Origin of the sequence: Paracoccus sp. Ld10, assembly GCF_045064235.1 — a bacterium.
In the GTDB taxonomy this organism is placed as follows: domain Bacteria; phylum Pseudomonadota; class Alphaproteobacteria; order Rhodobacterales; family Rhodobacteraceae; genus Paracoccus.
In genome coordinates this window covers 1-18,256 of sequence record NZ_JBISHD010000002.1, presented here as the reverse complement: position 1 = coordinate 18,256, position 18,256 = coordinate 1, and the positions used below count along the sequence as shown (strand labels likewise).

At 61.5% G+C, this 18,256-nt stretch carries 17 protein-coding genes, 1 tRNA gene and 2 pseudogenes; 11 read left to right on the top strand and 9 right to left on the bottom strand.

Going from position 1 to position 18,256, the window contains the following annotated elements; translation table 11 throughout:
- The first annotated feature begins 12 nt into the window (after positions 1–12).
- The 3 genes from ACJJVR_RS00385 (at position 13) to ACJJVR_RS00375 (ending at position 3,494) form a co-directional block, all read left to right on the top strand.
- Positions 13–1,203, top strand: coding sequence for a hypothetical protein (locus ACJJVR_RS00385; protein ID WP_405401311.1), 1,191 nt, complete (start codon positions 13–15; stop codon positions 1,201–1,203).
- Positions 1,200–2,447, top strand: a complete 1,248-nt coding sequence (locus ACJJVR_RS00380; RefSeq protein WP_405401310.1) for a glycosyltransferase family 4 protein — start codon at positions 1,200–1,202, stop codon at positions 2,445–2,447. Before ACJJVR_RS00385 ends, ACJJVR_RS00380 begins: the two co-directional genes overlap by 4 nt.
- Positions 2,448–2,612: 165 nt before the next feature.
- Positions 2,613–3,494, top strand: coding sequence for a polyprenyl synthetase family protein (locus tag ACJJVR_RS00375; RefSeq protein ID WP_405401309.1), 882 nt, complete (start codon positions 2,613–2,615; stop codon positions 3,492–3,494).
- Here ACJJVR_RS00375 and ACJJVR_RS00370 read toward each other — a convergent pair.
- From ACJJVR_RS00370 to fni, 6 genes are read right to left on the bottom strand one after another with little or no spacing between them, the layout of a single operon-like run.
- Positions 3,476–4,405, bottom strand: coding sequence for a phytoene/squalene synthase family protein (locus tag ACJJVR_RS00370; RefSeq protein WP_405401307.1), 930 nt, complete (start codon positions 4,403–4,405; stop codon positions 3,476–3,478). The two genes, ACJJVR_RS00375 and ACJJVR_RS00370, sit on opposite strands and share 19 nt — an antisense overlap.
- Positions 4,402–5,907 (bottom strand): phytoene desaturase, encoded by a 1,506-nt coding sequence (locus ACJJVR_RS00365; RefSeq protein ID WP_405401305.1) that lies wholly within the window; start codon positions 5,905–5,907, stop codon positions 4,402–4,404. Before ACJJVR_RS00365 ends, ACJJVR_RS00370 begins: the two co-directional genes overlap by 4 nt.
- Entirely contained in the window at positions 5,904–7,064 is a 1,161-nt protein-coding gene (gene crtY, locus ACJJVR_RS00360) for a lycopene beta-cyclase CrtY (RefSeq protein ID WP_405401303.1), read from the bottom strand. Before crtY ends, ACJJVR_RS00365 begins: the two co-directional genes overlap by 4 nt.
- Positions 7,061–7,549, bottom strand: coding sequence for a sterol desaturase family protein (locus ACJJVR_RS00355; RefSeq protein ID WP_405401301.1), 489 nt, complete (start codon positions 7,547–7,549; stop codon positions 7,061–7,063). The genes crtY and ACJJVR_RS00355 overlap by 4 nt, the downstream gene beginning before the upstream one ends.
- The gene (locus ACJJVR_RS00350) at positions 7,546–8,274 is read right to left on the bottom strand and encodes a fatty acid desaturase (protein WP_405401300.1); all 729 of its coding nucleotides are present in this window, start codon (positions 8,272–8,274) and stop codon (positions 7,546–7,548) included. The genes ACJJVR_RS00355 and ACJJVR_RS00350 overlap by 4 nt, the downstream gene beginning before the upstream one ends.
- A 30-nt stretch (positions 8,275–8,304) precedes the next feature.
- Positions 8,305–9,387, bottom strand: a complete 1,083-nt coding sequence (fni, locus tag ACJJVR_RS00345) for a type 2 isopentenyl-diphosphate Delta-isomerase (protein ID WP_405401298.1) — start codon at positions 9,385–9,387, stop codon at positions 8,305–8,307.
- A 215-nt stretch (positions 9,388–9,602) separates the two neighbouring features.
- Between fni and ACJJVR_RS00340 the strand changes: the two genes are divergently transcribed.
- The 6 genes and pseudogenes from ACJJVR_RS00340 (at position 9,603) to ACJJVR_RS00315 (ending at position 15,175) form a co-directional block, all read left to right on the top strand.
- Positions 9,603–9,692: transfer RNA gene (locus ACJJVR_RS00340), tRNA-Ser, on the top strand.
- 205 nt (positions 9,693–9,897) lie between these two features.
- Positions 9,898–10,862, top strand: a pseudogene (locus ACJJVR_RS00335) (IS5 family transposase).
- Between the two features lie 435 nt (positions 10,863–11,297).
- A complete protein-coding gene (locus ACJJVR_RS00330; RefSeq protein WP_405401296.1) occupies positions 11,298–12,380 on the top strand; it encodes a PotD/PotF family extracellular solute-binding protein in 1,083 nt (360 codons plus the stop codon).
- Between the two features lie 27 nt (positions 12,381–12,407).
- Positions 12,408–13,259, top strand: coding sequence for an ABC transporter permease (locus ACJJVR_RS00325; RefSeq protein WP_405401294.1), 852 nt, complete (start codon positions 12,408–12,410; stop codon positions 13,257–13,259).
- Position 13,260: 1 nt separating this feature from the next.
- Positions 13,261–14,103, top strand: a complete 843-nt coding sequence (locus ACJJVR_RS00320; RefSeq protein ID WP_405401293.1) for an ABC transporter permease — start codon at positions 13,261–13,263, stop codon at positions 14,101–14,103.
- A 13-nt stretch (positions 14,104–14,116) separates the two neighbouring features.
- Positions 14,117–15,175, top strand: coding sequence for an ABC transporter ATP-binding protein (locus ACJJVR_RS00315; protein WP_405401292.1), 1,059 nt, complete (start codon positions 14,117–14,119; stop codon positions 15,173–15,175).
- A 70-nt stretch (positions 15,176–15,245) separates the two neighbouring features.
- On the opposite strand, the gene ACJJVR_RS00310 is transcribed toward ACJJVR_RS00315, so the two are convergent.
- Positions 15,246–15,590, bottom strand: coding sequence for a RidA family protein (locus ACJJVR_RS00310; RefSeq protein ID WP_405401291.1), 345 nt, complete (start codon positions 15,588–15,590; stop codon positions 15,246–15,248).
- Between the two features lie 11 nt (positions 15,591–15,601).
- Complete coding sequence (gene speB / locus ACJJVR_RS00305; RefSeq protein WP_405401289.1) at positions 15,602–16,654, bottom strand: agmatinase; 1,053 nt, start codon at positions 16,652–16,654, stop codon at positions 15,602–15,604.
- A 118-nt stretch (positions 16,655–16,772) separates the two neighbouring features.
- On the opposite strand from speB, the gene ACJJVR_RS00300 reads away from it, so the two are divergent.
- Positions 16,773–17,702 carry a LysR family transcriptional regulator gene (locus ACJJVR_RS00300; RefSeq protein WP_405401287.1) on the top strand — a complete coding sequence of 310 codons (930 nt, stop codon included), beginning with the start codon at positions 16,773–16,775 and terminating at the stop codon, positions 17,700–17,702.
- A 24-nt stretch (positions 17,703–17,726) separates the two neighbouring features.
- Here ACJJVR_RS00300 and ACJJVR_RS00295 read toward each other — a convergent pair.
- Positions 17,727–18,047 (bottom strand): annotated as a pseudogene (locus tag ACJJVR_RS00295) (integrase core domain-containing protein); the annotation flags it as partial.
- 76 nt (positions 18,048–18,123) lie between these two features.
- Here ACJJVR_RS00295 and ACJJVR_RS00290 point away from each other — a divergent pair.
- Positions 18,124–18,256, top strand: a 133-nt coding sequence (locus ACJJVR_RS00290) for a transposase (RefSeq protein ID WP_405401366.1), incomplete at its 3' end; no start/stop codon positions are given.

The following is an 18,256-nucleotide window of genomic DNA, read 5'->3' as shown; positions in this document are numbered from 1 at the left end:
CGCGACCGTGCGATGACCGCCCAACTGACCCATGACGATCCCAGACTTGGCCTGCGCCCAACAGATGCGCGGGCAGACGATCCACTGACCGGAGTGGCCATGCGCCTGTTGGGCGATGCGCTGACCGGTTCGGGCGACGGATGTGTCTGCGCACCAGCCCTGGGCGTTCCCGTGCGCCTGCTGGCGGTCCGACGCGGGGCCGATCTGATGCATGTCCTGAACCCGCGCCTGTCGTCCCTGTCCGACCTGCACCTGAACCGGGCCGAAACACGCCCCCAGACAGGGCCGGTGCAACGCCACGCCTGGCGCGCGCGCCGCGTGACCCTGACCGGTACGCAGCCCGGCGGCGTGCCCCTGTCGCTGGACCTTGACGGCCCGTTGGCCATCGCCGTCCAGCAGGCGGTCGAGGTTCTGGACAACCGCGATGCGTTCTCGTGGGTCACGCCCTTTCATCGCGCCTGGCTGAGGGCGACCGACGCCCCGATCCGCGCCCGCGCCTGCGCGATCAACCACGGCCTGCACCGCCCCGACGGGACCGCGATGCGCCTGCTGGATGACCGGCACGTTCAGGTGATGGGCGATGACGGCGCGCCGTTGGGTGTGATCGACACGCTGAACCCGGCGATGCCGGTCGCGGGCTGGGCGCGGCGCTGTCTGGGGTTGCTTTGCGCCACGTCGGCTCTGCGACATGTGATGATGATGCAGCCCGCGCATGTGCCGCTGGCGGTCGCGGCGCTGGCGCTGGTACCGGGCCTGACCGTGCATCACCCGGCGACTGGCTGGCCCATCGCGTCGGTGCAGGCATTGGGCCTGGGCGCGGCATTACGGTCGGCGCATCTGTCCGATGCCGCGCCCGATGCGCCCCGGCTGGACGCGATCGTGACGCAGGCAGATGCCGATTTGCTGCACGGACCCGACGCCCTGGCGCGCATCCGCCAGGCAGGGCGTCGCCTGTCGGGCGATGGCGGGGTGCTGCTGGTGCACGGGTCGGGCCCCATGGCCGCGATCCGGGACCTGCTGCAGGCGGCCTTTCCGGCGGTCCACCTGGTCGAAGACGGCGATACGACCGTTCTGGTCGCGGCCAAAGCCCGGCTGGACCTAGGCGCGGCCCACGCGCGCGTGCAAGCCATCGTCAATCGGACCGATCAGCAACCGCTGTTGGCGGCGGGCTGCACGGGTTGGCGCGTGGACCGCCCATCATGATCCACGCGTCACCCGTGGCCCGACGGCCGCAGATCCTGTTCGTGCATCTGTCGGGTCCCGGCCAGTTCGAGTTTCTGGGCCGCTGGCTGGCGGGACAGGGGTGGGACGTGACGTTCATGCATGGCGGCGTCGACGCCGAGGCCGCCCATGACGGCATTCGCACCCGACGATTTGCACAGCGTGACACCACCATCCCCACCGGCGATTCACGTCATATCCTGGACCATGCTGCCCAGAACTGCCGTGGCGCGACAGAGCTGATGTATCGCATGCGCCATTCCGAAGGGTACGTCCCGGACGTCGTCGTGGCCCATGCGGGCTGGGGCGTGGGTCTGGGGGTCAAGCTGGTCTGGCCCGACTGCACCTATGTCGCGTATCACGAATGGTATTATACGGACCGCAACTGGGACAAGCGACGGGCGGAAAAGCCCGCCGATCTGGCGGTGATGATTTCGGACCGGATGCGCAATCTGCCGATCACCGGCGAATTCGATCTGGCCGATGCCAGCTGGTGCCCGACGCAGTTTCAGGCCAGCCGGTTTCCCCCCGTCCTGCGCCGCCAGATCACCGTGATGCCCGACGGGGTGGATTGCGATCTGCATCGCCCCGATCCACAGGCACGCATTGATTTCGACTGGCTGGACCTGCCCGCAGATCGACCGGTGATCACCTATGCCACCCGCGGGATGGAGCCGCTGCGCGGCTTTCCCCAGTTCCTGCGGGCAATTGCCTGCCTGCAGGGACGCCGTTGCGATTTCGATACGGTGATCCTGGCCAATGACAGCGTGTCCTATGGCCGCCCGCTGGCGCGCGGCGACAGCTGGTGGCTGCGGATGATCGACCAGCTGGATCTGGATCACCGCCGCATCCATGTGAATGCCATGCGTCCGCGGCAGGAATATGTCCGCACCCTGCAGGCGTCGCACGCGCATGTCTATTTCACCGAACCCTTTGTCACATCATGGTCCCTGTCCGAGGCGATGGCGACCGGTTGTCTGCTGATCGGTTCGAACACCGCCCCGGTGCGCGAACTGATCAGCGACATGGAAAATGGCCTGATCGTCGACATGGACGACGCGGAAGAGGTCGCGGATGCGATGGCGTGGGTGCTGGACAACCCGGTCCAGGCGGCCGTTCTGCGTCAGGCCGCGCGGGACACGATCCTGGCCGATCACGACGCAAAGCATGTTTTTCCAGCCAAGGACGCGTGGCTGCGCGCGGCGATCGGCACGGATGTCCACTGACGTTGCTGGACAAATTGCCGCGCGACCCCGCGTCGCCGTCGAAAAGGCGTGCAATCGGGCGTGAACCGTTCCAACATGGGGACAGTTGACGGTGGATGACGGGTCGCGGGTTGCCGCCCCGACCAGACCATCCCGCCAGGTCAGAACCCAAGCGCGAAGGCACTGATGAGACGAGACGTCAACCCGACCCACGCCACCCTTCTGCAAACCAGACTAGAGGATATCGCCCAGGGATTCGGCACCGTGTCGCAGCCGCTTGGCGCGGCGATGCGTCATGGTGCGCTGTCTTCGGGCAAGCGCTTTCGCGGCATGCTGATGCTGCTGGCAGCCGAGGCATCGGGCGGGGTCTGCGATGCTATCGTGGACGCTGCCTGCGCGGTTGAAATGGTGCACGCTGCCTCGCTGATCTTTGACGACCTGCCCTGCATGGACGATGCGGGGCTGCGCCGTGGGCAACCTGCGACCCATATGGCGCATGGCGAAAGCCGCGCCGTGCTGGGCGGCATTGCCCTGATCACCGAGGCGATGGCCCTGCTGGCCGGCGCACGCGGCGCGTCGGGCATCGTGCGCGCGCAACTGGTCCGGATCCTGTCGCGGTCCCTGGGCCCGCAGGGGCTGTGCGCGGGTCAGGATCTGGACCTGCACGCGGCCAAGAACGGCGCCGGCGTCGAACGTGAGCAGGATCTGAAAACCGGTGTGCTGTTCATAGCCGGGCTGGAAATGCTGGCCGTCATCAAGGAATTCGACGACGAAGAACAGACCCAGATGATCGATTTCGGCCGTCAGCTGGGGCGGGTGTTCCAATCCTATGACGATCTTTTGGACGTGATCGGCGACCAGGCGGCGCTTGGCAAGGATACTGGTCGCGACGCCGCGGCCCCCGGCCCCCGGCGCGGATTGCTGGCGGTATCCGACCTGCAGAATGTGTCCCGCCACTATGAGGCCAGCCGCGCCCAACTGGATGCGATGCTGCGAAGCAAGCGTCTGCAGGCGCCGGAAATCGCGGCGCTGCTGGAACGGGTGCTGCCTTACGGCGTCCGTGCCTGAGGGTGATGCGGCCGGGTCCACAGGCCCTGTCGCGACACGCCTGCGCCGGGCATGCGTGACCGCGCGACGTCCCAGCCACCGACGGCCAGCAGGCCGATCTTGGTCGCCTTGGACGTGCTGATCCGCTGGCGATAGGCCTGCGGACCGCCCTTGCGGATGCGCAGACCGATGGCGCGATAGATCCGCAACGCGGCCGCGATCGACCACGCACAGCGCGGCGGCAGGTCTGCCAGACCGACCTGCGCCGACGCATAATAAGGTTCGGCCGCGTCCAGCAGCCGGATGATCACCGAATACAGTTCCGGCGACGGCAGCGCGCCATCGACCCGCGCGCCCGTCTGCTCCAGCCAGTCGCCGGGCAGATAGGACCGCCCGATGCGCGCATCGTCGATCACGTCGCGTGCGATATTGGTCAGCTGAAACGCCAGTCCCAAGTCGCAGGCGCGGTCCAGCACGTGGTCGTCGCGCACGCCCATCACGCGGGCCATCATCACGCCGACGATGCCCGCGACATGATAGGAGTATTCCAGCACATCATCCAGCGTGCGGTAATCGCGCGCCTCGACATCCATCGCGAACCCTTCGATCAGGTCCATCGGCCATTCCTGCGGGAAATCATGCCGCCGCGCCACCGCGCGCAGCGCCGCAAAGGGTGGCGTTACCGGACCGTCGCTCTGCAGGGCCGCCAGCGTGTCGGCGCGCAGGTCGTCCAGCCGGGCCTGTGGGTCGTCCACGGCCTCGGGGCGGCTGCCCAGGGCCTGACCGTCGATCACGTCGTCGGCGTGTCGGCACCACGCATATAGCATTACCGTATCGTCGCGAATGCCCGGCGGCATCAGCTTTGCCGCGGTGGCAAAGCTTTGCGATCCCTTGGTGATCGCCTCGGTCGAGGTCAGGACCAGATCGCTCATGCGCCCGCGAGGTCCGACAGCATCACCTGGGCCGTGGCCTTGGCCGACCCCACGACGCCGGGAATGCCCGCGCCCGGATGGGTGCCCGCGCCCACCAGATAGAAGTTGCGGATCGTCTTGTCGCGGTTGTGCGGCCGGAACCAGGCCGACTGCGTCAGGATCGGCTCGATCGAGAATGCGCTGCCGTGATGGGCGCTCAGCTCGGTCGAGAAATCGGCCGGGCTGAAGATGCGCGTCGTCGTCAGGTTGGCGCGCAGGTTCGGGATCAGCCGTTCCTCCAGGGACGCCAGAATGCGGTCGGCATAGCGCGGCCCTTCGACGGCCCAGTCGATCTCGGCGCGGCCCAGATGCGGCACGGGGGCCAGCACGTAATGCGTGGACATGCCCGGAGGCGCCATGTCCGGGTCCGTCGTGCAGGGCGAATGCAGGTACAGCGAGAAATCCTCGGCCAGGTTCGGCCCTTTGAAGATCTCGTTCACCAGTTCCTTGTAGCGGGGGCCGAACAGGATGGTGTGATGCGCGATATCCTTGGGCGCCTCGCGCAGGCCGAAATGCAGCACGAACAACGACATCGACCACCGCTTGCGCCCAAGCGATTTGGCCTGCGCCTGCCCGCGCGGTGTGTGGCCCAGCAGGTCGCGATAATTGTGCATCACGTCGCCGTTGCTGGCCACCATGTCCGCATGGACCGTGCGGCCATCGACCAACGTCACGCCGGTGGTGCGGGCGCCTTCGGTCTCGATCCGGGCGACCTTGGCGTTCAACATGACCTGTCCACCAAGCCGTTCAAACAGTGCGACCATTCCCGCGATCAACTGATTGGTGCCGCCTTTGGCGAACCACACCCCGCCCCGCCGTTCCAGCGCATGGATCAGCGCGTAAATCGAACTGGTCGAGAACGGATTCCCGCCCACCAGCAGCGTGTGATACGAAAACGCCTGCCGCAGATAGGGGTCCTTGATAAAGGTCGCGACCTTGGCATGGACGGACTTGTAGGCCTCCAGCCGCATCAGCGCGGGCGCGGCGCGCATCATCTGGCCCAGCTTCAGGAACGGCACGGTGCCCAGTTTGACATAACCCTCCTGATACACCTCTTCGGCATAGTCGCGAAAGCGGCGGTACCCCTCCAGGTCATCTGGGTTGAACTCTGCGATCTGGCGCTCCAGCTGATCGGCCTCGTTCACGTAATCGAAAACCTTGCCGCCCGGCCACATCAGCCGGTAAAATGGCGACACCGGCATCAGGGTCACGTCGCGGGACATGTCCTGACCCGTCAGCGCCCACAGTTCCTTGAGCGCATCGGGGTCGGTGATGACCGTGGGGCCCGCGTCAAAGACGTGGCCCTGGTCGTGCCAGACATAGGCGCGACCACCGGGCTTGTCGCGGGCCTCGACCAGCGTCGTGGCGACGCCCGCGGACTGCAGGCGGATAGCCAGAGCCAGCCCCCCAAAGCCTGCACCGATCACGATGGCGGTCTTGGCCGCGGGCGAATGGGCGTTCATGCGTTTTCCTTCAACAGGGGACGTTCGGGCAGGCAACGGATGGCCGTGCCAAGCGGAATGGGCGGTTTGCCTGTGACGATGCGCAGCTGATCCGCCACGCTCAATCGTCCGGCATAAAATCGTTCGATCAGGCCCTGCGGCATCCGGTAGAACCGCTGCAGCAGGGTATAGCGGCGATTGGGCGCACAGCCGCGGAACAGCATCCGGTTCAGCAGCCGCAGGAACCCGTCACGGCGCGCGCGGGCAATCGCGAAATCGCGGATGGCTGCGCGCAGCGCATCGGTGGTCATCGGCCCGGACAGACCCGCCACGACATCGGCGAGCTGCGCCGCATAGGGCAGCGAATAGCCGGTGACGGGGTGAAAGACCCCTGCCCGCAGGCCCACGGGCACCGGCCCCGTTGCGTGATCACCCCAAAAACCCGGCGCATCATGGGCCAGCGCGATGGGCAGAATGCCGCGTTCGCGCCGCACCTCGGTCCCGGTCCACCCCTGTTGGCGGGCGTAATCGTGGGATGCCGCCGCCAGCGCGTCGTCGTCCAGATCACCGCCGTCGGAATAGCGGGTGTCCTCGATCAGGATGCGGGTCGGGGAAAAGGGCAGCAGATAGATAAAGCGGTATCCGTCCTGCTGGGGAACAGTGGCATCCATGATCATCGGACGGGGCACGCCGTGGGGGCGGTCGGTCTCGATCTCGACGCCGACGAATTTCTGGAACCCCACCGTCAAATGCCGCGATGGCTGCGCGCCGCGCCCGTCGATCACAGCGCCCGCATCGATCCGCGTGCCACAGGCCAGCGTCGCGCCATGCGCGTCCAGCGTGGCAATGTCGCTGTCCCACCGGATGTCGGCCCCCGACCGGACGACGGCATCTGTCAGCGCAGCCCCGTCCAGCGACCCATAACCGGTGGAGAGACGACGGGCATGGCGGGGAAAACGCACCTCCTGATCCGGCCAATTGGCGCGGCGCAGCGGTTTCAGCCGGGCCAGCCATTCGGGCGACAGGTCGGGGTCATGACAGGACCATGTATGCCCGTCGGACGGCCCCGCCGCATGGTCCAGCAACACCACCCGCAGGTCGGGTCGCGCGGCACGCAGCGCGAGGGCGATCAGCCCGTTTGCAAGGCCCGCCCCTGCCAGCAGGACGTCGTGGGTCACGTGCGCTCCTGCGCCTCGGCCCGCAGGACGCCCGATGTCTTCAGGTTCTGCTTCAGCGTGTCCACCGGCGGCGCATAGATAAAGCCAAAGCTGACGCAGTGGTCGCGCCCTTCAACCGCGTGGTGCAGGCGGTGCGCCTGATACAGGCGGCGCGCATATCCCTTGCGTGGGATGTATCGGAACGGCCAGCGCTGATGAACCAACCCGTCATGCAGGATGAAATAGATCAGCCCATAAACGGTCATGCCCAAGGCGATCCACCACAGCACGGGCGCCCAGATCCAGCCCACCGTGAACAAGACCGTGGCGATCACCGCAAAGACCAGCCCGTACAGGTCGTTCTTTTCCAACGCGTGGTCGTGTTCCTCGTGGTGGGACTTGTGCCAGCCCCAGCCCAACGGGCCGTGCATGACCCACCGATGGACGGAATAGGCCGTCACCTCCATCGCCAGCACGGTGGCGACGACGATCAGAAAGTTGGTCATGCGGTGTCCCCCTTGGTCCGGGTGCTGGGCAGGCGCCACCACGGCACCGTCGGGTGCAGATGGTGTTCGTGATGATAACCGCCAAAGTGAAAACAGGTCAGCAGCGACACAGGGTCGCGCATGCGCGACGACCGCGCGTTGTGCCGATCGGGAAAGTCGTCGTGGCCGGGGCGGTGCGGCAGCCAGGTGCCGAACACGAACAGCTGCATCGACGCCAAAATCGACGGCAGCGGCCACATGACGACATACATCCAGCGATCACCAAGGATCAGCGCATAGACCGTCACGATGACCGGCAACAACAGACCTTCGCGCCAGCCGAAATAGGTGGCAATAAAGCTGGCGTACCAGCGCACCGGGCCCCCATGGTCGAAATCGGGGTCGTCGTCCGTGCCGGCATGGCGGTGATGGGCCATGTGCTTGACGATCATCTTGCGCCACGAGAACCCGGCATAGAGCCACAGCACCAGCTGTCCCATCGCGGCATTGGCACGTGGACGCCCCGGCACGACCGATCCGTGCATCGCGTCATGCGCGATGATGAACAGACCCACCGACAGCCAGGTTAGCCCCAGAAAATTCACGACCGCCAGAATGGGATGCGCCGCCGCGTCCAGAAACCACAGCGCATGGAGATGCAGCGCCAGCCATGCGGCGATGATGCCGCCCGAAACGATCAGGCTGGTGGCGGTCAGATCCGCCTTGGGCATGGCATGCGCGCTCATCTTGTCCCCCGGACCGGCGATCCGCGCAGACTACAACCCCGCATCGCTGGTTTCCATCCCCGATGCTTGCGACCATTGGCCACCCGGCCCCGGCACCAGCAGGGGCGCGCGGCGCAGCGCCGCCAGATCGCCCGATCCGGTGCAGAACATCGCGATGCGCAGCTGTGCAATGACGTCGGAGAGGTGGTCGGACAGGGCCTCGGCGCTGTGGCGCGCAGCAGCCAGCGCACCGGCCGCCTGCCCCACCAGGTCAGCACCAAGCCGGATGGCCCGCGCTGCATCCAACCCATGCCGCACGCCGCCCGACCCGACCAGAACATGGCCCGGCCGCATCAGCGGCGCGATGCCCCGCAGCGCCGTCGTCGTTGGAATGCCCCAGTCGTGGAACGGTGCCGCCAGCGCCTGCAGGCGGTCAGGGCCGCGTTCGGCCTCGACCCGCGCCCAGCTGGTGCCGCCCGCGCCTGCGACGTCCAGGATGGTCACGCCCGCATCGATCAGCCGCCGGGCCAACGATGCCGACAGGCCCGCGCCGACCTCCTTGACGCCCAGGGGGACCGGCAGGCTGGCCGCAAGCGCCTCTATCTGCGGCAACAGGGCCGTGAAATTGCGGTCGCCTCCCTCCTGAATCGCCTCCTGCAGCGGGTTCAGGTGCAGGATCAGCGCGTCGGCCTGAATCATGTCCACAGCCCGCTGTGCCTGTACCAGGCCAAAGCCACAGTTCAGCTGGACCGCGCCAATATTTCCCAAAATCGGGATGTCGGGCGCCCGTGCCCGCAGGCTGGCACCCAGGCCGCCGTTGCCGCCAGCCTCGACCGCGATACGTTGCGATCCGACCGACAGGGCGATGCGGTGATGGGCGCAGGCCTCTGCGATGTGCAGGTTGATGCGTTCCGCCTCGTCCGGGCCGCCCGTCATGGCCGAGATCAACAGCGGTGCCCCCAGGCTGCGACCCAGGAACCGCGCCCCGGTATCGACCGCCCGCATATCCAGATCAGGCAGCGCATGATGCACGAACCGGATCTGGTCGAACCCGCTGTCCAGCCGGTCCTGCGCCCCGCCGCCTTCGGTGACGATGCGCAGGTGATCCGACTTGCGACGAGAGATTTCGGTCATGGCTTGCCACCTGGTTGCATCATCAGACTATTGCGCCAACGCCTCCGGGGTTCCAGCCCCCGTTCCAAGAGGACGAACTGTCGCGCGCAATATCGGGCGTCGGCGAGCCCGTGGATTTCGGTCGCCAACCCGTTGTGCCGGGTCGCGCGGCGATCGCGAAATATGCCGCACAAACCCCCTTGCCCCCCCTTGGCGACATCCATATACGGGTCCGCGGAGATGTGGCCGAGTGGTCGAAGGCACGCCCCTGCTAAGGGCGCAGGCCCGAAAGGGTCTCGAGGGTTCGAATCCCTTCGTCTCCGCCACCCATACCCATTGCGCTTTATTTCCTTGTCTGGTTGGATGGTTAGCCCCGTCCGACATGGCGGTGGACATTATATCGGACATTACGATAACTCACCCAGCCGCAAGACTCGTCCCAGTTAAGGACACGTTGTATGTTTATGGGTCTTTGTTGCGCAAAGCGGGTAAGGGATTCATGTCGTTAACCCAGCGTGGTCGCTGGCCCTCATGGGCAAGCCGACATCACCGACCTACAAGACAACGAACTGGGCTGATGACACCGCGGCGCTGAAGCGCCGTGGATCACTGACGATCTGGCTCGATACTGATATGAACTGGGATGCCAACCCTTCCGGCAGGAGACAGGTCGCAGACGTTCAGCGACGCCGCCATCCAGACCTGCCTGACCATGAAAGTGCTGTTCGGAATGGCGCTTCGCAAGATCGAGCCATGGGAACGCCACCGGTCCGAGTGACCATGGCGAGGGGGCTTCGTCGGGAGCCTGCTGCGGCTGACAGGGCTGGACTGGGTCGTGCATGACTTCAGCATCATCTGCCAACGCCAAAGGACGCTTGCGGTGGACATTCCGTATCGTGGCGCGCAAGGCCCCCTGCACTTCCTGATCGACAGCACCGGCCATCAAGGTCGAGGGCGAGTGAAACGCCCGCAAGCATGGCGGCCCCAAACGACGCGTCTGGCGCAAGATCCCCATCGGTATTGATGAGCAAACGTTGGACGTCAGAGCGGTCGAGATCACGGGCAGCAACACCGGGGATGCACCGATGCTGCCTCATCTGCTCACCCAGATCCCGCGCGATCAGGAGACCGGCCGCGTGACCGCGGATAGCGCCTATCGACACGCGCCGATGCCATAACGCCATCGCTGACCGCGGTGCGGCCGCGGTCATCCCGCCACGCCGAAATGCCCGGCCATGCAAGCCGATCACCGCCGGCGCCATCGCCAGGAACGACGCGTTGCGCGCGTCGGGATATCTGGGCCGGACGCTCTGGAGACACTGGAGCGGCTATTACCGCCGGAGCCGTGCAGAAACAAAGGTGCATTGCATGAAACTGCTGGGCCAGCGCCTGACGGCGCGCGGCTTGGACCGTCAGGTCGCCGCGGTTCAGGTGCGCGTTGCGATCCTGAACGGCCGCACCGCCCTCGCATCCCCGTCACAAGGGCCGTGGGATAAATCCATCTGGGGTAAGGCGAGAACCGTCCGTCAGATGATTTGCGCAACAGAGGCGTCACGATAAGTAAACCATATCTCTAAGTATTATTTTAAAAAAAATTAACACCACCATTTATTGGCCTCAAGATTTTCCATGGCATTCAGGGTTGCGGCTTCATCAGAAACTTTATCGTTTCTTGACGGAGCTCCATGGTTGTTCAAAGTGAATCCCAATGCGGACTGATGATCCACTTAACGCCAATATCGATAAAAAACAGGCATCCTGCCCAAAAAATCAACACGTAGCGAAACCACGAACAAATCAGCGTTAGTTGTAGTTTTATGAAACATCCTTTGTTTTCATCGATATTGATATTCAGCTTTGATCGACCATGATGGGAAAAATTTGTGCCCGCCAACAAACCGTTGTGGTCACCCATCCCAGAAGGAAGAACCATGCAATCCAAAATCTCACGTCGACATCTTTTTGCGACAAGCGCTGGGCTGGCTGCAACATTGGCAATGCCGTCGATCGTGCGCGCTCAGCCCCTTGCTGGCAAAGAGGTGCGCCTGTTGACGTGGTCGGACAACACAGGCCTGGCCGTTCTTGATCACATTGCAAAGCCCTTTGAGGAAAAGACCGGGGCACGCGTCATCGCTGACCGCACAGGCTCGACCTCTGAAATGGTTGCAAAGTTGCGTGCAGCGGGCGATCGCCCGCAATATGACGTCATAACTCTTGCCGGTGTTGGCGGCGTGGAGTTGGCCGGGGATGGGCTGCTTGCCAAACCGGACCTCAACATGTTGCCCAACTTGGAACAGGTTGATCCGCGGTTTCGGACTGGTGCCGATGGTCACGGCATCGGCTATCTTCTGTGGACTGGCGGCCTGATCTACAACACCAAGACATTTGCAGAACCGCCGACGTCCTACGCTCAGATGTGGGACGCTGCGCATAAAAACCGCCTGTTCTTGCCGCCTGCGACTTGGACCGATGCGCTTGATACCATCTTTGCGACCGGCAAGATGATTGGCGGCGATGGCACCAATGCTGACGAAGCTTTCGCGAAACTGGCAGAGTTGCGCGACGGCATTCTGACGTTTGGCGAAAACCCGGCGCAATTGGCCGAATTGTTCCGATCTGATGCACTTGATATCGGTGGCGTCTATGCGCCTGCATTCTACGCCAAGGAACTGATGGATCCTGCAAATTCCAACATGGGTGCCACCTACGATGTGGACGAAGGTTTCTACGCAGACCTGATGTATACGATCACACCCAAATCCAAACCGGGCGACGATGATGTGGTACACGCCTTTATCGACTATACGCTTGATGCGGAAGTACAGGGCATCATGGCCGAGGCGGTGCTAAACGGCCCCATCAACCAGAACGCTGTAATGTCCGAAGCGGCCAAGGCCAGTCCGTTCATCATCAAACCCGAACAGATGGGCGAAAAGGCGGTCGTTCAGGACAAGGCATTTATTGCGGATGTGCGTGAAGATTGGATCAATCGCTACACCCAGACTCTGTCGTAACCAGTAGCCTGACGCAGGACCCCCAAAATGAGCATACGGCTATCCCGAACCAGAGCACTGGCGTTTTCTTTACCAGCATTCATCGCGATATTACCGTTTTTGGGGGCCTGCTTTTTCATATTCCGCTTTTCCCTTTCGGGTGAGAAAGGCGCAATCGATAGCTGGTCGCTCCAGCCCTACTTGAACTTGATGACACCGTTTTTTGGTCGGTCAGTATGGTTGACGTTGAAACTTGCGTTCATCGCGACACTGTTTGCCATGCTGTTTGCGGTGCCTCTGGCGTTTCTGCTGACATCGCTCCGCAGCCCTCTTGCACGGCGCGCCCTCACTGTTACGATTCTGCTGCCACTGATCCTTAATCTGTTGGTACAGGCCTATGGCTGGATCCTGTTATTGGGGCCAAGTGGAGTTTTAAATACCATTCTGCGCAGCCTTGGTATTATAGACCGCCCGATATTTCTTCTGTTCAACGAAACCGGCGTTTTACTTGGTTTGATCCAGACATCACTGCCGTTGGCCGTTTTCCCGATTGTCAGTTCTGTACGCGGTTTGTCCCAAGAGCATTTGGAAGCCGCCAGTTCTCTGGGCGCATCCCAATGGCGCACATTCTTTGATGTCACTGTTCCACTGCTACGCCCCGGCCTGTTCGGGGCGGCGTCGATTGTCTTTGCGTTCAACGCAAGCGCCTTTGCGATCCCGCTTTTGTTGGGTGGCCGCCGCGTACAAATGATGGGTGTCGCGATCCGTGACATGATCTCTCCGCTGTTCGACTGGTCGGGTGCAGCCGCTGCAGGCATGATCCTGATCTTTATAACACTGGTCGTCCTGGTCTTCTCATCGTGGCTGGTTCGGATCACGTCAGAAAATGTGAGGCACTGACATGCGCGTCGGACTTCTACCAACAGAAGGCGGCGGCACCTATCGGTTTGCAGTCATCGCGCTGGCAATCGTCGGCATTCTGATATCCTCCCTGCCAGTGATCGTTGTGATGATCATGTCGTTCTCGGCGGCCGACAACACTGGCTTCCCGCCAGAGGCCCTGTCATTGCGCTGGTACGGCGAAGTCATGGCGCTTTTCACCAACCAGGATGCATCAAGCGCACAATCGGTTGTGGATTCGACACTAACCAGCCTGCTGGTTGCAGTCATTGTGATGGCGATCTCAACGCTTGTATGCATTCCTTTGGCCTATGCCCTTGCCCGCGGTGACCGCCGCATCCGCGCCGGTATGGAATTGCTTTTCACGCTTCCGCTGGTGTTTCCGCTCGTCATCCTTGGCATCGCCTTCCTGTTGATTGCCGAAAGCCTGCGGGTGGATATCGGCATCTGGAGGATCATCATTCCGCATGTCGCACTGGTCCTGCCTTTCGTGCTGCGCAACTGTCTTGGTGCCATGAGCGGCATCAGCGTCGAGCTTGAAGAGGCCGCAGTGTCCCTGGGTGCCTCGCCGCTGCGGGCGATCTGGGATGTCGTCATTCCGTTGATGAAGGCGGGCATCCTGGCCGGGTTGATCTTTGCGCTGATCATCAGTTTCAACGAATTCACGATCACGTTCTTCATGTACACGATCGACGTCAGCACGTTGCCGATCTGGATGTACAGCAGAACCGTGTCGTCGCTTGATCCATCGACGCTGGCGCTTTCCGTGTTTATCATTTTCGCCGACGTGGTGCTGATCGTGCTTGTAGACAAGCTGATCGCCGGTCGCGCGAGCCTCTTTTGAAAGGGTCGACACCTTGACCACGCAGAATACCCACCTTCACATTGACGGTGTCTCCAAGAACTTTGGTGACGTGAAGGCGCTGTCCGATATCGATCTAAAAATCGAACGCGGCTCGTTCGTATGTCTGTTAGGGCCGTCCGGCTGCGGCAAGACCACGCTCTTGCGGATCATCGCCGGGTTCGAGACGGCCTCAACCGGTCGGCTCATGCTTGACGGCAGCGATATCGCGCAGACTCCTCCACACAAGCGTGGGTTCGGCATGGTGTTTCAGTCGCTCGCACTGTTCCCGCATATGAGTGTCGCACGCAACATCGCTTACGGCCTCAAACTGCGCGGCGTCAGTGGCAAAGAGCAACGTAACCGCGTCGAAGAGTTGCTGAATGTGATCCAGTTGCCTTTGATTGCTGATCGGCCTGTGTCGGCGTTGTCTGGTGGACAAAGGCAGCGGGTCGCAATTGCCCGCGCCTTGGCTATCCAACCCAAACTGTTTTTGCTCGATGAGCCGCTGTCGGCGCTGGACGCCAAGCTGCGCGACAACATGCAGATCGAGCTGCGCCAACTGCAGCAGAAATTCGGCGTCACGACAATTCTGGTCACGCATGACCAGCATGAGGCCATGATGCTGGCAGATGAGCTGGTGGTGTTGAAGGAGGGCGCTGTAAGGCAGGCCGCGGCACCTTCCGTTGTTTATCAGCAGCCCGCTGACAGCTTTGTTGCCGACTTTCTGGGGGCGGCCAACCTGATCGACGCGGGCGTCTATAAAGGCGGCGAAATACAATTTCTTGGAACCACGTCCAAAGTTGCGACCCATCATCCCCAGGGGACAAGGCTGCAAGCCGCAGTGCGGGCAGAGCATATCAAGCTGCAGCCGGCACATGCGACGCAACACGCACCAATCGGAACCATCGCGTTCATGCGTGACCTTGGTCCATCGACCGAACTGATCGTCGACGTGAATGGGGAACGGCTGCGTGTCCGTTGCACCAATGCCGAATGTCAGGGTCTGGAGATTGGCTCGCAGGTCGCCATCGCGGTCGACCCGACGCAGATGTCGCTATTCAGTGCGGCATAGCGACGAATACCCCATCAGCGGTCCAACACGCTTTGACCGCTGATGGTGCCGGTAAATCACCGGCGCGGCATCAGGCCTTTGCAGCGACAATCATAACTTCAACCAGATAGTCCGGTGCAACAAGGCGGGCCTCCACGCACGCAAGCGCAGGCGGATTGGCTGGGTCAATCCAGTCGTCCCAGACGGCGTTCATGTCACTGACATGGGCCATATCCGCAATCCAGATCGTTGCGGACAGAATGTGAGACTTGCTGCTGCCAACAGAGGCCAGCAACCGGTCAACCTCTGACAGCATATCAACCGTTTGTGCGGTCACATCGGACCCCGTCCCGACCTGTCCGGCAAGATAGATGGTGTCGCCATGTACAACCGTTTGGCTCATGCGGTTGCTCAGACCACTGCGTTCAATCGTCATATTGGTTATCCTTATTGATGTTTTCTAAAGGGGGAAAACTGCATCAGACTGAGAATCTCGAACAGCATTTGCGCACCATTCTGAGCAGTGTTTGTGGTTGGATCATAAGCAGGGGCCACCTCGACCACATCACCGCCAACGAGGTTGGCGCCCTTCATACCGCGAATGATTTTCATCGCTTCGCGGGTCGTCAGCCCGCCAACCTCTGGCGTTCCGGTGCCTGGGGCAAAGGCGGGATCAAGGCTGTCGATATCGAACGAGAAATATGTCGGACCATCACCAATGACGTTCCGCGCCTGCCTGATGATATCCGGAATTGCGCCTTCTGTGATGCTGCCACCCTCGATCACGGTCATTCCGGACATCTCCGAGAACTCCCAAATGTACTTTGCAGCACCACGTATGCCGATCTGGATCGTCCGTTCAGGATCCAGAACACCGTCAAGCACCGCGTTGCGGAACGGACCGCCGTGATGAAATTTTTCGCCTTCGTAAGATCCGCCCGTATCGCAATGGGCATCAATATGGATCATGCCGACCGGGCCGTTGGCACCGACAGCCTTCAGAATTGGATGACTGATGGAATGATCGCCGCCGACAGCCATGGGAATGACGCCCTGCGCCACAATGCCCATGACAAATTTTTCGATGTCAGCGTGGCTTTGCGCAAGGTCAAACCGGCTTTGGAAAGGCACATCACCAATATCGGCAACCACCATTTCATGGATCGGTGCGCAATCGAACGCGTCATTATAGGGTCCGACCCGTTCAATAGACCGCAGGGCGCGTGGGCCGAACCGTGATCCGTTGCGATTGGTCACGCCAAGGTCCATCGGCACGCCGAAAAGGGCGACATCAAGGTCCGATATGCTTGCCCCGTCAGCCCAATTCCGGTGCGGCGCATCCAGCAGCGTCGGCATACCAGAATAGGGCGCTGGCCTGTGGCCGCCTTTGGAAAATATCTTGTCCGCGATCCTTTGAAACTTCGGGGTATGCAACTCACCCCCTGTTGCGTCAGCAAATTTTTCCCGCAATTCAGCAAGTCTTTTTTCGGACCAAGCCATACGACACCCTTTTGGTTTTCGCCTGATATTACCGCGCAATTTGTGTGTGATTAAATTTGAACATTCGGAACTTCTGTTTCATATAGATACAACTTACGCGACCATGGGAGCATCGCAGTTGGCACGACGCAAAAACGCCTTTTCCGGAAAGGTAAACGACGTCGATCTGCGGTTGATGCGTGTCTTCAAGGCCGTCATCGAATGCGGCGGCTTGTCCGCAGCCCAGACCGAACTGGGCGTCGGACGATCAACGATTTCCCGGCAGATATCCGATCTAGAGACGAGACTGGGGCTGCGCTTGTGCCACCGGGGACGAAGCGGTTTCTACCTGACCCAGCAAGGGCGGCAAGCAATTGACTATATAGATAAGTTTCTGGTCTCAACGGATGATTTTGCCTCCGGAATTGCCAGTATCAGCAATCAGATGGTTGGAAATATAGAAATTGGCATGATCGACTTTACGATGTCGGATGTCAGGAACCCGCTCATCTCCGCGATGCAGAAGTTTCAGGAGATCGCCCCGGACGTCTCAATCAATTTGATGACGGGTTCACCCAACGAAGTTGAGCGGGGCATCATCGACGGCAAGTTGCACATCGGAATTATTCCCGACTACCAGCGTCATCCCAGCTTGGAATACATCACACTCTACGACGAGGACGTTGGGCTTTTTTGCGGTGGTCAGCATCCGTTGGTCAAAGCGATCGAGCAGAATGTCACGTTGACCGCTGACATGATCTGCAAACACAAGCTGGTCCATAGGGCATATTTCGAAAGTGAACCTCTGCGGCAGCGCAAGCAGAAGTTTCCTGTGGGCAGTACTGTTTATCAAACAGAGGCTGTCCTGGCCCTCGTGCGCAGCGGAGTGTACTTGGGATATTTCCCCAGTCACTGTCAGGACCTGATGCGCGGTGAATTCTTTGAGCTTCTGCCAGATATTTTCGGATACTCCACGCCAATATGTGCTCTTTGGAGGTCTGATAGAAAACACTCTCTTATCTTGCAGGATTTTCTTCAATTACTCAGCCAAGAACGTCCTGCAGTATAATCTGTCCAAACTGCCATTGATCGTTCATCCATCGGCGACTGGCGCCCGGTGCTGTTGACGCCAATCTTTGCAGGATATGCAATTGCCCGATGCGCAGAGATTTCATATCGCGCAGCAGGGCATGCGATTGCGTTGGTCAGGGTCCGCGCATACTCAAGGGTGGTCTGGTACATAGGCCAAGTGCGGTCGCTCGATGACGCATTCGGCTGCGCGGGCAGCGATCACGACACCCGCATGGGCCAAGCTATGGAACATGGTCTCGTCGAGCAGCGCATCACGCGTCCGCCATTCAACTCTCTACAAGGCCATTTGCACAGGCCTGCCGGGCGCAATGTAGTGTTGCTCTGCCCCCTGAAAACTGGACCGTTTGAAACTGGAGTTTTCGGCTAACCTTCTCTGGCTGGGAGAGGAGCAGAGAATGATGAAGGCATCGAAGTTCACGGAAGCGCAAAAGGCGTTCATCCTGAAGCAAGGCGATGAGGGCACGCCGGTGGGCGAGATCTGCCGCAAGGCGGGGATCAGCCAAGCGACCTATTTCAACTGGAAGAAGCGGT

Coding starts and splice junctions, on each gene's coding strand:
- ACJJVR_RS00385 (WP_405401311.1), top strand. CDS start 13: ATGACCGCCCAACTGACCCATGACGATCCCAGACTTGGCCTGCGCCCA.
- ACJJVR_RS00380 (WP_405401310.1), top strand. CDS start 1,200: ATGATCCACGCGTCACCCGTGGCCCGACGGCCGCAGATCCTGTTCGTG.
- ACJJVR_RS00375 (WP_405401309.1), top strand. CDS start 2,613: ATGAGACGAGACGTCAACCCGACCCACGCCACCCTTCTGCAAACCAGA.
- ACJJVR_RS00370 (WP_405401307.1), bottom strand. CDS start 4,405: ATGAGCGATCTGGTCCTGACCTCGACCGAGGCGATCACCAAGGGATCG.
- ACJJVR_RS00365 (WP_405401305.1), bottom strand. CDS start 5,907: ATGAACGCCCATTCGCCCGCGGCCAAGACCGCCATCGTGATCGGTGCA.
- ACJJVR_RS00355 (WP_405401301.1), bottom strand. CDS start 7,549: ATGACCAACTTTCTGATCGTCGTCGCCACCGTGCTGGCGATGGAGGTG.
- ACJJVR_RS00350 (WP_405401300.1), bottom strand. CDS start 8,274: ATGAGCGCGCATGCCATGCCCAAGGCGGATCTGACCGCCACCAGCCTG.
- fni (WP_405401298.1), bottom strand. CDS start 9,387: ATGACCGAAATCTCTCGTCGCAAGTCGGATCACCTGCGCATCGTCACC.
- ACJJVR_RS00330 (WP_405401296.1), top strand. CDS start 11,298: ATGCAATCCAAAATCTCACGTCGACATCTTTTTGCGACAAGCGCTGGG.
- ACJJVR_RS00325 (WP_405401294.1), top strand. CDS start 12,408: ATGAGCATACGGCTATCCCGAACCAGAGCACTGGCGTTTTCTTTACCA.
- ACJJVR_RS00320 (WP_405401293.1), top strand. CDS start 13,261: ATGCGCGTCGGACTTCTACCAACAGAAGGCGGCGGCACCTATCGGTTT.
- ACJJVR_RS00310 (WP_405401291.1), bottom strand. CDS start 15,590: ATGACGATTGAACGCAGTGGTCTGAGCAACCGCATGAGCCAAACGGTT.
- speB (WP_405401289.1), bottom strand. CDS start 16,654: ATGGCTTGGTCCGAAAAAAGACTTGCTGAATTGCGGGAAAAATTTGCT.